Origin of the sequence: Cupriavidus basilensis, assembly GCF_008801925.2 — a bacterium.
Taxonomy (GTDB): domain Bacteria; phylum Pseudomonadota; class Gammaproteobacteria; order Burkholderiales; family Burkholderiaceae; genus Cupriavidus; species Cupriavidus basilensis.
Window position 1 is genome coordinate 1,059,543 of the sequence record NZ_CP062803.1, and the last position, 11,654, is coordinate 1,071,196.

Annotated in this window: 12 protein-coding genes; 7 read left to right on the top strand and 5 right to left on the bottom strand. The window is 64.8% G+C overall.

All coding sequences use genetic code 11. The features are described 5' to 3' along the window. The first annotated feature begins 2 nt into the window (after nt 1–2). The 6 genes from F7R26_RS04735 to F7R26_RS04760 all read left to right on the top strand — a co-directional run bounded on the left by F7R26_RS04735 (nt 3) and on the right by F7R26_RS04760 (nt 6,345). Nucleotides 3–1,037 (top strand): methionine ABC transporter ATP-binding protein, encoded by a 1,035-nt coding sequence (locus F7R26_RS04735; protein WP_150992163.1) that lies wholly within the window; start codon nt 3–5, stop codon nt 1,035–1,037. Next, nucleotides 1,027–1,680: a methionine ABC transporter permease gene (locus F7R26_RS04740; protein ID WP_043344505.1), complete on the top strand. Its 654-nt coding sequence runs from the start codon at nt 1,027–1,029 to the stop codon at nt 1,678–1,680. The genes F7R26_RS04735 and F7R26_RS04740 overlap by 11 nt, the downstream gene beginning before the upstream one ends. A gap of 68 nt (nt 1,681–1,748) precedes the next feature. Next, entirely contained in the window at nt 1,749–2,546 is a 798-nt protein-coding gene (locus tag F7R26_RS04745) for a MetQ/NlpA family ABC transporter substrate-binding protein (RefSeq protein WP_043344507.1), read from the top strand. A 204-nt stretch (nt 2,547–2,750) separates the two neighbouring features. Next, entirely contained in the window at nt 2,751–3,500 is a 750-nt protein-coding gene (locus F7R26_RS04750; protein WP_006158397.1) for an electron transfer flavoprotein subunit beta/FixA family protein, read from the top strand. 19 nt (nt 3,501–3,519) lie between these two features. Further along, nucleotides 3,520–4,455 carry an electron transfer flavoprotein subunit alpha/FixB family protein gene (locus tag F7R26_RS04755; protein ID WP_150992161.1) on the top strand — a complete coding sequence of 312 codons (936 nt, stop codon included), beginning with the start codon at nt 3,520–3,522 and terminating at the stop codon, nt 4,453–4,455. Between the two features lie 105 nt (nt 4,456–4,560). Next, nucleotides 4,561–6,345, top strand: a complete 1,785-nt coding sequence (locus tag F7R26_RS04760) for an acyl-CoA dehydrogenase (RefSeq protein WP_193692129.1) — start codon at nt 4,561–4,563, stop codon at nt 6,343–6,345. Between the two features lie 74 nt (nt 6,346–6,419). On the opposite strand, the gene F7R26_RS04765 is transcribed toward F7R26_RS04760, so the two are convergent. Then, nucleotides 6,420–7,724: a D-amino acid dehydrogenase gene (locus F7R26_RS04765; protein WP_150986326.1), complete on the bottom strand. Its 1,305-nt coding sequence runs from the start codon at nt 7,722–7,724 to the stop codon at nt 6,420–6,422. 109 nt (nt 7,725–7,833) lie between these two features. Between F7R26_RS04765 and F7R26_RS04770 the strand changes: the two genes are divergently transcribed. Further along, nucleotides 7,834–8,337 carry an Lrp/AsnC ligand binding domain-containing protein gene (locus F7R26_RS04770; RefSeq protein WP_006158394.1) on the top strand — a complete coding sequence of 168 codons (504 nt, stop codon included), beginning with the start codon at nt 7,834–7,836 and terminating at the stop codon, nt 8,335–8,337. 25 nt (nt 8,338–8,362) lie between these two features. Here the strand turns inward: F7R26_RS04770 and F7R26_RS04775 are convergent, their stop codons facing one another. The 4 genes from F7R26_RS04775 to F7R26_RS40830 form a co-directional block, all read right to left on the bottom strand. Continuing rightward, a complete protein-coding gene (locus F7R26_RS04775) occupies nt 8,363–9,445 on the bottom strand; it encodes a PA0069 family radical SAM protein (RefSeq protein WP_150986325.1) in 1,083 nt (360 codons plus the stop codon). A gap of 85 nt (nt 9,446–9,530) precedes the next feature. Then, nucleotides 9,531–10,454 (bottom strand): LysR family transcriptional regulator, encoded by a 924-nt coding sequence (locus tag F7R26_RS04780; protein ID WP_150986324.1) that lies wholly within the window; start codon nt 10,452–10,454, stop codon nt 9,531–9,533. A gap of 25 nt (nt 10,455–10,479) precedes the next feature. Then, nucleotides 10,480–10,965 carry a TM2 domain-containing protein gene (locus tag F7R26_RS04785; protein WP_150986323.1) on the bottom strand — a complete coding sequence of 162 codons (486 nt, stop codon included), beginning with the start codon at nt 10,963–10,965 and terminating at the stop codon, nt 10,480–10,482. Nucleotides 10,966–11,237: 272 nt separating this feature from the next. Next, entirely contained in the window at nt 11,238–11,645 is a 408-nt protein-coding gene (locus F7R26_RS40830) for a hypothetical protein (protein ID WP_150986322.1), read from the bottom strand. Nucleotides 11,646–11,654: the final 9 nt, after the last annotated feature.

Sequence of the window (11,654 nt, forward strand, 5' to 3'; positions counted from 1 at the left end):
ACATGATCGAACTGCAAGGTCTTTCGCAGCGCTTCCCCGGCGGGTCGGGTGAGGTGCATGCGCTGCGGGACGTCAACCTGTCGATTGCGGCAGGTGAGGTCTTCGGCATCATCGGCCGCAGCGGCGCTGGCAAGAGCACGCTGGTGCGCGCCATCAATCTGCTTAACCGCCCCAGCGCCGGCCGCGTCTTCGTCGCCGGCCAGGATCTGACCGCGCTCGACAGCGGCGCGTTGCGCCGGGCACGTCGCGACATCGGCATGATCTTCCAGCATTTCAACCTGCTGTCGTCGCGCACCGTCTTTGACAATGTGGCGCTGCCGCTGGAGCTGGCTGGCAAATCCCGCAGTGAGATCTCCGACACGGTGCTGCCGCTGCTGGAGCTGGTTGGCCTGACGGCACTCAAGGATCGCTATCCCGCCCAGATCAGCGGCGGGCAGAAGCAGCGCGTGGGGATTGCACGGGCGCTGGCCAGCAAGCCCAAGGTGCTGCTGTCGGACGAGGCCACTTCCGCCCTCGATCCGGAGACCACGCGCTCCATCCTGGAACTGCTCAAGCAGATCAATCGCGAGCTGGGCCTGACCATCGTCATGATCACGCACCAGATGGAAGTGATCAAGCAGGTCTGCGACCGCGTGGCCGTGCTTGAAGCTGGCCAGGTGGTGGAAACCGGCCGGGTGATCGACGTCTTCCTGCGTCCGCAGCATGCGGTCACGCGCGCCATGATCGGCGACGTGATTGCGCAGGAACTGCCGCAAAGCGTGCTCAAGCGCGTGGAGAGCCGCCTCGGCAACGGGCGCGACCACGTCTATCGCCTGGCCTTCACCGGTGCGGGCGTGGACCAGCCGGTGCTGGCCCAGGCGATTCGCCGCTACGGGCTGGACTTCAACATCCTGCACGGGCATATCGACGAAATCCAGGGCCAGGCCTTCGGCTCGCTGGCCATCATGGCCACCGGCGACCTGGCCGACGTGAAGGCGGCAATGGAGTATCTGCAACAAGAAGGCGTGGTGGTGGAGGAGATCGAGCATGTGGTCTGAAATGTTTGACCTGTTCCTGACCTCGTTCAACGAGACGCTGCTGATGGTGAGCATCTCGGGCGTGGTCGGCGCGCTGTTTGGCGTGCCGCTGGGCGTGCTGCTGCACCTGACCAACCGCGGCGGCGTGCTGTCGCACCCGCTGTTCAACCGCACCATCGGCGTGGTGGTCAACGCCGTGCGCTCGATCCCCTTCATCATCCTGCTGGTGGTGGTGATTCCGTTCACGCGCTTTATCGTGGGCTCGTCGATCGGCACGACCGCGGCCGTGGTGCCGCTGACCATCGCCGCGATCCCGTTTATCGCACGGCTGGTGGAAAGCGCGCTGCGCGAAGTCGACAAAGGCCTGGTAGAGGCCGCCCAGTCGATGGGCGCGAGCACCGGCCAGATCGTGATGAAGGTGCTGCTGCCCGAGGCCATGCCCGGCATCGTGGCCGGCCTGACCATCACCTTTGTCAGCCTCGTGGGCTACTCGGCCATGGCAGGCGCCATCGGCGGCGGCGGCCTGGGCGACCTCGGCATCCGCTACGGTTACCAGCGCTACATCACCGAGGTGATGGTGGCGGTGGTGCTGATCCTGATCGTCTTCGTGCAAGCGGTGCAAAGCTTCGGCGACTGGCTGGTGCGGCGCATCAGCCACAAGTAACAAGTTAGCCCGGCGATCCGCCCGGCTATCTGCAAAGACATAGAGCCATCGAGAAAAAGGAAGTCAACATGCAACGTCGTAACTTGCTGCAATGGATTGTCGGCGCCGCCCTGGGCGCCACCCTGGCCACTGGCGCCATGGCGCAGGAAAAGCCGATCAAGATCGGCGTCACCGGCGGCCCGCACGCCCAGATCATGGAGCAGGTGAAGAAGGTCGCGGCCAAGGACGGCCTGAATATCCAGCTGGTGGAGTTCAGTGACTATGTCCAGCCGAACGCCGCGCTGGCCGCTGGCGACCTGGACGCCAACAGCTACCAGCACCTGCCGTACCTGGAAGCGCAGATCAAGGACCGTGGCTACAAGTTCACCCACATCGCCTTCACCGTGACCTTCCCGATGGGCGTGTACTCCAAGAAGATCAAGTCGCTCGACCAGCTCAAGGACGGCGCGCGCGTTGGCGTGCCGAACGACCCCACCAATGGCGGCCGTGGCTTGCTGTTGCTGCAAAGCAAGGGCCTGATCAAGCTGCGCCCGGATGCTGGCCTGAAGGCCACGCCGCTGGACATCGTCTCCAACCCGAAGAAGATCCGAATCGTCGAACTGGACGCCGCGCAGCTGCCGCGTTCGCTGGATGACCTCGACGCCGCCGCCATTAACGGTAACTACGCTGAATCGGCTGGCCTGTCGCCTACCAAGGACGCGATTGCCATGGAAGGCCCCAAGGGTCCCTATGCCAACCTGATCGCCATCCGCGAAGCCGACAAGAACAAGCCCTGGGTAGCCAAGCTGGTCAAGGCCTATCATTCGCCGGAGATCAAGCAGTACGTCCAGAGCACCTTCAAGGATTCGGTGATTACCGCCTGGTAAGTTTGAAAAAACCCTCAAAAACCGTGTGCCGCAGGGCATCCTGCGGCACAATACGGCGAGGTTTTCACATTGCCGGGCTATGCCCGGCAATTCTTTGCCGATAAAATAGTACGACCGTTCGAAAAATAAGAGTGCCACCCACGCGGTGGTTATAATGGCGGGCGAACCAAATTTCTGACTATCGACTATCAGTGGAGTGAGCGCATGAAAGTACTCGTCGCAGTCAAGCGCGTGGTGGATTACAACGTCAAGGTCCGGGTGAAGTCGGACGGCACGGGCGTGGATCTGGCTAACGTCAAGATGAGCATGAACCCGTTTGACGAAATCGCCGTGGAAGAAGCGGTGCGCCTGCGGGAAGCCGGGGTGGTCACCGAGGTGATCGCCGTGTCCTGCGGCGTGACCCAGTGCCAGGAAACCCTGCGTACGGCGATGGCCATCGGTGCCGACCGCGGCATCCTGGTGGAATCGAACGAAGACCTGCAGCCGCTGGCCGTGGCCAAGCTGCTCAAGGCCCTGGTCGACAAGGAACAGCCGCAACTGGTGATCCTGGGCAAGCAGGCCATTGACGACGACTCCAACCAGACTGGCCAGATGCTGGCTGCGCTGGCGGGCCTGCCGCAAGCTACCTTCGCCTCGAAGGTGGTGGTGGCCGATGGCCGTGCATCGGTGACGCGTGAAGTGGATGGCGGCCTGGAGACCCTGTCGCTCAAGCTGCCGGCGGTGGTGACCACCGACCTGCGCCTGAACGAGCCGCGTTATGTCACGCTGCCGAACATCATGAAGGCCAAGAAGAAGCCGCTCGACATCGTCAAGCCGGAAGATCTCGGCGTGGACGTGGCGCCGCGTCTGAAGACCGTCAAGGTCGTTGAGCCGCCCAAGCGTAGCGCGGGTGTGATGGTGCCGGACGTTGCGACGCTGGTGCAAAAGCTGAAGAACGAAGCCAAGGTCATCTAAGCGCGCCAGGAGATAAAACATGACTGCACTCGTCATTTCTGAACACGACAACCAATCCATCAAGGCCGCCACGCTGAACACCGTGACGGCAGCCGCCCAGTGCGGTGGCGATGTCCACGTGCTGGTGGCCGGCGCCAATGCCGCAGCCGCCGCTGCTGCCGCTGCGAAGATCGCCGGCGTGTCCAAGGTACTGCTGGCCGACGCGCCGCAGTTCGCCGACGGCCTGGCCGAAAACGTGGCCGAGCAAGTGCTGGCCATCGCCAGCGACTACAGCCACATCCTGGCGCCCGCATCGGCCTACGGCAAGAACATCCTGCCGCGCGTCGCGGCCAAGCTGGACGTAGCCCAGCTGTCGGATATCACCAAGGTCGACAGCCCGGACACGTTCGAGCGCCCGATCTACGCCGGCAACGCGATCTCGATCGTGCAATCGTCGGACAAGGTCAAGATCATCACCGTGCGCGGTACCGGCTTTGACGCTGCCGCAGCCGAAGGTGGTTCGGCCGCCGTGGAAAACCTGCCCGCCGTGGCCGACGCTGGCATCTCGCAATTCGTTTCGCGCGAAGTCACCAAGAGCGACCGCCCCGAGCTGACCGCCGCCAAGATCATCGTGTCCGGTGGCCGTGGCGTGGGTTCCGGCGAGAACTACACCAAGGTGCTGACGCCGCTGGCCGACAAGCTGAACGCCGCGATGGGCGCGTCCCGCGCTGCTGTCGATGCCGGCTTCGTGCCCAACGATTACCAGGTCGGCCAGACCGGCAAGATCGTCGCGCCGCAGCTGTATATCGCCGTCGGCATCTCCGGTGCGATCCAGCATCTGGCCGGCATGAAGGACTCCAAGGTGATCGTGGCGATCAACAAGGATGCCGAAGCCCCGATCTTCTCGGTGGCCGACTACGGCCTGGTTGGCGATCTGAACACCGTCGTGCCCGAACTGGTGGCCGCGCTGGGCTGATCCCCACCGTCCGGCACGGCGTTTGAGGCGCCGGGCTCGATCAGCAAGTACTAGCCGTTCCGGGCCCGCCCGAGAACGGCTTTTTTATACCTACCGGAGACATCGATGACCTACCGTGCCCCGCTCAAGGACATGCTGTTCGTGATGAACGAACTGGCCGATCTTGACGCAGTCAGCAAGCTGCCCGGCTTCGAGGACGCCACGCCGGAGACGGCGCAGGCGGTGCTCGACGAGGCGGCCAAATTCAACGAACAAGTGGTGGCGCCGCTCAACCGCATCGGTGACACCAATCCCAGCAGCTGGAAGGACGGCGTGGTTACCACCACGCCCGGTTTCAAGGACGCGTTCCGCCAGTTTGGCGAGGGTGGCTGGCAGGGCGTGCTGCATCCGCAGGAATTTGGCGGCCAGGGCTTGCCCAAGTTGATCGCCACCGCCTGCAACGAGATGCTGAACACGGCGAACCTGTCGTTCGCGCTGTGCCCGCTGCTGACGGACGGCGCCATCGAAGCCCTGCTGACGGCGGGCAGCGACGCGCAAAAGGCCACCTTCCTGCCCAAGCTGATCTCCGGCGAGTGGACCGGCACCATGAACCTGACCGAGCCGCAGGCCGGCTCGGACCTGGCGGCCGTGCGCACGCGCGCCGAGCCGCAGGGTGACGGTACCTACAAGGTGTTCGGCACCAAGATCTTCATCACCTACGGTGAGCACGATATGGCGCAGAACATCGTCCATCTCGTTCTTGCGCGCACGCCCACGGCACCCGAGGGCGTCAAGGGCATCTCGCTGTTCATCGTGCCCAAGTTCCTGGTGAATGAGGACGGTTCGCTGGGCGCGCGCAATGATGCGCACTGCGTGTCGATCGAGCACAAGCTGGGCATCAAGGCCAGCCCCACGGCCGTGCTGCAGTTCGGCGATCACGGTGGCGCCATCGGCACGCTGGTCGGCGAGGAGAACCGCGGCCTGGAATACATGTTCATCATGATGAACTCGGCGCGTTTCTCCGTCGGCATGCAAGGCATCGCCGTGTCGGAGCGGGCCTACCAGCAGGCTGTGAATTTTGCCCGCGAGCGCGTGCAAAGCCGTCCGGTCGATGGTTCCGCACGCGAGGCCGTGACCATCATTCATCACCCGGACGTCAAGCGCATGCTGATGACCATGCGCTCGCTGATCGAAGGCGCGCGCGCGGTAGCGTATGTGGCCGCGGCCATGTGCGACACGGCGCACCAGCATGCCGACGACGCGGTGCGCAAGCAAAGCCAGGCGTTCTACGAGTTCATGGTGCCCATCGTCAAGGGCTGGAGCACCGAGTTGTCGATCGATGTGACCAGCCTGGGCGTGCAGGTACACGGCGGCATGGGCTTCATCGAGGAGACCGGCGCGGCCCAGCATTATCGCGATGCCCGCATCCTGCCGATCTACGAAGGCACGACCGCGATCCAGGCGAACGACCTCGTCGGCCGTAAGACGCTGCGCGACGGTGGCGCGGTGGCCCGTGCGATCTGCGCGCAGATCGCCGAGACCGAGGCGGCGCTGGGCAAGCATGGTGGCGCGGCATTCACCGCGGTGCAGGCGCAACTGGCCAAGGGGCGCGCCGCGCTGGAGACCGTCGTGGCGTTCGTCGTGGCCAATGCCAAGTCGGACCCGAATGCCGTGTTTGCCGGCAGCGTGCCTTACCTGAAGCTCTGCGGCATCGTGTTTTCAGGCTGGCAGCTTGGCCGCGCGATGCTCGCGGCGGATGCGAAGCGTGGCGAGGATCCGTCCTTCCACGACGCCAAGATCTCGACGGCGCATTTCTACGCGGAACACATCCTGTCGCAGGCATCGGGTTTGCGCGATGCCATCGTGGCAGGCGCGGTGCCGGTCAATGCGTTGAGCGAAGCGCAGTTCTGAGGTCTTCCTGGTCCAGGCAAGAAAAAGGCGACCCGCGGGTCGCCTTTTTTACTTCCTCGAAACCGATGTGCGGATCAGGCCGCCGCGTGGCGCGGGGCGGCGTGCGTTCTCGCTGGCTTGAGATAGCGAGCCACCGAGAGGTCGTCCGCGCGGATCGCCGGCGAGGTGCCGGACACCAGGTCCGACAGCAGCTTGCCCGAGCCGCAGGCCATGGTCCAGCCCAGCGTGCCATGGCCGGTATTGAGCCACAGGCCCTTGACCTTCGTGGGGCCGACGATGGGCGTGCCATCCGGCGTCATCGGGCGCAGTCCGGTCCAGAAGCTGGCACGGCTGACATCGCCCGCGCCCGGGAACAGGTCTGTGACCACATGCTCCAGGGTGCGGCGCTTGGCCGGGTCGAGCGTGCGGTCATAACCCACGATCTGCGCCATGCCGCCCACGCGGATGCGATCGTCGAAGCGGGTGATTGCCACCTTGAAGGTTTCGTCGAGCACCGTGGAAACGGGGCTGCGATCGGCATTGGTCATCGGCACCGTGAGCGAAAATCCCTTAAGTGGGTACACCGGCAGGTTCGACAGGCCCGGCAGGAAGTTTTTCACGAACGGTGTCGACCAGCTGCCCAACGCTACCACGACCACGTCGGCCATGACAGGCTCGCCGCCCACCACGGCGCCGGTAACGGCATCACCCTTGGTCAGCAGCCCGTCGATGGAGCGGTTGTATTGGAACTGCACGCCCAGGCCTTCGGCCATGGCGGCGAGTTGCCGGGTGAACAGCTGGCAGTCGCCGGTTTCATCGTTGGGTAGCCGCAGGCCGCCGGTCAGCTTGTGGCTGACGGCGGCCAGGGCCGGTTCGCTGGCGGCGAGTTCCTCGCGCGATAGCAACTGGTAGGGCACGCCGGCTTGCTCCAGCACGGCAATGTCCTTGGCGGCGCCGTCGAGCTGCTCGGCGGTGCGGAAGAGTTGCAGCGTGCCTTGCTGGCGGCCCTCGTAGGCGATGCCGGTATCGGCGCGCAGGGCGACGATGCAGTCGCGGCTGTACTCGGCCAGGCGCACCATGCGTTCCTTGTTGACGGCATAGCGCTCAGCGCTGCAGTTCATCAGCATCTGCCACATCCATTGCAGCTGGAACAGCGTGCCGTCCGGTTTGATGGACAGCGGTGCGTGCTCCTGGAACATCCACTTGATGGCTTTGAGCGGCACGCCGGGTGCGGCCCAGGGCGATGCATACCCCGGGGAGATCTGGCCGGCGTTGGCGAAACTGGTCCCCAGCGCGGGTGCGGCCTCCCGGTCGATCACGGTGACCTCATGGCCGGCACGGGCCAGGTACCAGGCGCTGGTAACGCCAATTACGCCACTGCCAAGAACGAGAACGCGCATAGTCGGGGGCTCGCAACCAAGAAATAGAGTGGATAAAGTATTTACATCTATACTATTTAAATATGAGCAGTCATAGTTATCGTAATTTTCAGGGAAACAGGAATAACTAATGAGAACGAGTCGTCAGCCCGTGCGCAGCCTGGACCGGCTGGATCGGAAGATCCTGGCCTTGCTCCAGGCGGACGGGCGTATGTCGATGAAGGAACTGGCGGAAGCGGTTGGCCTGACCATCACGCCATGCATCGAGCGGGTCAAGCGCATGGAGCGTGACGGCGTGATCATGGGCTACTACGCGCGCCTGAATCCCGCGCTGCTCGGCAGCGGCTTGCTGGTGTTTGTCGAGATCTCGCTGGGCAACAAGTCCGGCAATATGTTCGAGCAGTTCCGCCGCGAGGTGTCGCGCATTCCGGAAGTGCTGGAGTGCCATCTGGTCTCGGGCGATTTCGACTACCTGATCAAGGCGCGCATCCGCGAGATCGGCGAGTACCGCCGTTTGCTGGGCGATATCCTGTTGCAGCTGCCGGGCGCCGCTCAGTCCAAGAGCTACGTGGTGATGGAAGAGATCAAGGAAACGCTGGCGATCGCGGTCGACGAGAAGGCGCCGCACGCGTGAAGCCGTGCTGTCCTGCGCATCCGGCCTAGAACAGCGACATCTGCGGCGCGGCGCTCGCCTGGGAGAAATGTTCGATGGTGAGCGGGTGGCGCTCGGCATTGAGCCCGAAGCGCTGGCAGGCCAGCTTGAAGCGCTTGCGCAGCAGTTCGGCAAAGATGCCCGTGCCGGTCATGCGCGTGCCGAACCGTGAGTCGTAGGCCTGGCCCCCGCGCATTTGCGCGACCAGGCTTTCGACGTGCCGGGCGCGCAGCGGATGGTAGGTGGCCAGCCACTCTGAGAACAGCTGCTCCACCTCGCGCGGCAGGCGCAGCAGGATATACGCCGCGGTTTTCGCGCCGGCCCTGGCGCCGGCCTCAAGGATGGACTCCATTTCCGGATCGGTCAGGCTCGGAATGACCGGCGCCACCATCACCCCCACCGGTATGCCGGCCTCGCTCAGGGAAGCGATGGCGGCAAGGCGGCGCGCCGGCGCGCTTGCGCGGGGCTCCAGCGTGCGGGCGATCTCGTTCTTGAGCGACGTCACCGACATATGGACCCGGACCAGGTTCTTGGCCGCCATGCGCTGCAGGATGTCGATGTCGCGCGTGACCACGCCCGACTTCGTCGTGATGGCCACCGGGTGGTTGAATCGCTCCAGCACTTCCAGGATGCCGCGCGTGATCTTGAGATCCCGCTCGATGGGCTGGTAAGGATCCGTATTGGCCCCCAGCGCGATCACCGTCGGTACATAGTTGCGGTGAGCCAGTTCGGCCTCGAGCAAGGCGGCGGCATTGTCTTTTGCGTACAGACGGGTTTCGAAGTCGAGGCCTGGCGAAAGCCCCAGATAGGCGTGGCTGGGCCGGGCATAGCAATAGATGCAGCCATGCTCGCACCCGCGGTACGGGTTGATGGACGCGTCGAACGGCAGGTCTGGCGACTGGTTGCGCGAGACGATGCGTTTGGCCTTCTCCGTGAAGACAATGGTCTGGATTTGGGGTGTCTCTGGCTCATCGAAGGCTTGGGACTCGTCGGCGACCCGTTCGCGGGTCCAGGCGTCGAACCGGCTGACGTCGTTCGAACGCGCCGCCCGGCCTTTCAGCGGGCTGGAGGAGGGTGGTCGGGTTGGCACGTTGGCGGTCCTGCGGCTACAGTTGATACTGTATATTTATACAGTACTTTGAGTAGGCAGCCAAGCGGTGTTTATAGCGGTGTCTTTATTGGGCGGGAGGCGCGGCATCGGGGCTATCCCAGTAGGGCGGGGAGCCGAAGCGCGCAGCAAAGAAATCGATAAAGGCGTGTGTCTTCGCGGGCACCTGGTGGCGGCTGGGATAGACCGCCCAGATCGACACGACCGGCAGCACCGGGTAATCGGGCAGCACGCGGACCAGCGCGCCGCTGCGCAAGTAAGGGCCAACGTCCCAGGTCGATTTGAGCGCCAGCCCCATGCCAGCCAGGATTGCATCCCGGATGACTTCGCCGTTGTCCGTGCGCAGGTTGCCGGTGACCGCTACCGCTGTCTTGCCCAGCGCCGTGTCGAACTGCCAGGATGACTGGTCTCCCAGCACGATGCAATTGTGGTTGCGCAACTCATCCGGATGCCGGGGGGTGCCGTGCGCGGCAAGATAGCCCGGCGAAGCGCAAACGGCGCGATGGCTGGGGCACAGGGGGCGCGCCACCAGGGATGAGTCCGGCAACGCCCCCATGCGTAATGCGACATCGACGCCGGCCTCGACCAGGCCGATCACCTGATCGGTCAGGCGCAGGTCCAGCGTCAGGCCTGGGTAGGCGGCGAGAAAGGCGGGGATGGCTGGCGAGACGTGCTGGCGGCCGAAAGAGGCGGGCACCGTGACCCGCAGCTGCCCTTGGGGCGCCTGCGCGCCGCGCCCCACCGATTGCGCGGCCTGGCCGGCCGTGTCGAGCAATTGCGCGGCATGTTCGAGGAAACGCTCGCCTTCGCCGGTCAGGGAGATGCGGCGCGTGGTCCGGTGCAGCAGCCGCGTGCCTAGCTGCTGCTCGAGCTGCGCCAGGCGGCTGCTGGCCGAGGAGGTGGATAACCCGAGATCGCGCGCCGCGGCCGAGAGGTTGCCCAGCGACGCTGCGCGCACGAACACGGCGATGTCCAGCAGGTCGAAGTGCATCGGCGCCGGGCCTGGGACCTGGGGCTTACTGCGACAAGGCGCGCGCGGCTTCGACCTGGGATTCGAAGAATGTCTGGAAACTGATGGCCAGGCCCGCCATCAACAGGCCGGTGCCGATCAGCAGCGACAGGATCACCAGGATCACGACGGGCCAGCCCGAACGGGTAGGCGTGCCATGCGGGTTGAAGCGGGCATCCCACTTGTCGTCGGGGCGCAGGCCATACACGATGGCCGCCAGGAAGGCGCTGGTCACCGACGTGCCGCCGGCAATGGCAAAGGTCCAGTTCAGGGCGGGCGAGCCGGCGCCCGTCTGCATCGACATGACGCCGATGACCCCGGCGAGTGCCGCCAGCAGGTGCGCCCAGGCAAATTTATCGCGCAAGCCACCCAGGTAGAAGCGATGCAGGCCCACCGTGCCGAACAGGAAGGCCAGTGCGACCGTGATCAGTTTGGATTTGCCCTGAAGCGCTTTGGGGGCAGCGGTGGCTGAAACTTGGGTAGCGGCGGGCATGGGGCGACAGCTAGGTTAATGGCCGGCAGGGGCGGCCGGCAGGCGCAAATCAGGTAAGTGCCAGCCGGGCTGGCGCCGGCGCTCATTGTACGCTGGCATCAACCGCGGGCGAACACCGCCGGAGCAGGGCAGGAAGCTCCGCGGGTCTGGCGAGAATGCCCGCGAGAGTTCCTTTCGCGGCACATCGTCGAGGAGGGGGCAAGTAGAAAATTGAGCGTGATTGCCGCGGGCACGGCAATCAGCCTGGGAACGCAGTAAGGAGGCGGGGGAGGCTAGCGGCCGCCGTCTCGTCCGCGCGCTTGCCAGCCCGGGCCCATGCCGGAACCGCGCTGCTCGCCGCGCCCGTTGTCTCCTTGCATATTGCGATCCGACTGCCGGTTGCGTTCATCGTCGCGTTCCTGAGGCGGCAGGGGGCGGCCATTCAGGCGGTCATCGGCGCGCGCGCGGGCTTCCATTCGTTCGATCTGGGCGCGCACATGGTCTTGCCGTTCCGCGCGCACACTCGCCATTTCCCATGCGCCCTGGCCGGGCTGGCCATGCGCATTGCTCACAATCCGGCCTTCGGGCCGGCTATGTTGCCAAAACGCGACCTGAGCATGGCTGACAGCATTGAGGCCGAGCAGGGAAACGGCCAACAGGATGCCAGCCACCGAGTCGCGCAGGAGGGTGCGGGGGAGCATGCGGAATCC

Bases quoted from the DNA above. Each gene is read 5' to 3' on its own strand.
- F7R26_RS04735 (WP_150992163.1), top strand. From the start codon at position 3: ATGATCGAACTGCAAGGTCTTTCGCAGCGCTTCCCCGGCGGGTCGGGT.
- F7R26_RS04740 (WP_043344505.1), top strand. From the start codon at position 1,027: ATGTGGTCTGAAATGTTTGACCTGTTCCTGACCTCGTTCAACGAGACG.
- F7R26_RS04745 (WP_043344507.1), top strand. From the start codon at position 1,749: ATGCAACGTCGTAACTTGCTGCAATGGATTGTCGGCGCCGCCCTGGGC.
- F7R26_RS04750 (WP_006158397.1), top strand. From the start codon at position 2,751: ATGAAAGTACTCGTCGCAGTCAAGCGCGTGGTGGATTACAACGTCAAG.
- F7R26_RS04755 (WP_150992161.1), top strand. From the start codon at position 3,520: ATGACTGCACTCGTCATTTCTGAACACGACAACCAATCCATCAAGGCC.
- F7R26_RS04760 (WP_193692129.1), top strand. From the start codon at position 4,561: ATGACCTACCGTGCCCCGCTCAAGGACATGCTGTTCGTGATGAACGAA.
- F7R26_RS04765 (WP_150986326.1), bottom strand. From the start codon at position 7,724: ATGCGCGTTCTCGTTCTTGGCAGTGGCGTAATTGGCGTTACCAGCGCC.
- F7R26_RS04770 (WP_006158394.1), top strand. From the start codon at position 7,834: ATGAGAACGAGTCGTCAGCCCGTGCGCAGCCTGGACCGGCTGGATCGG.
- F7R26_RS04780 (WP_150986324.1), bottom strand. From the start codon at position 10,454: ATGCACTTCGACCTGCTGGACATCGCCGTGTTCGTGCGCGCAGCGTCG.
- F7R26_RS04785 (WP_150986323.1), bottom strand. From the start codon at position 10,965: ATGCCCGCCGCTACCCAAGTTTCAGCCACCGCTGCCCCCAAAGCGCTT.
- F7R26_RS40830 (WP_150986322.1), bottom strand. From the start codon at position 11,645: ATGCTCCCCCGCACCCTCCTGCGCGACTCGGTGGCTGGCATCCTGTTG.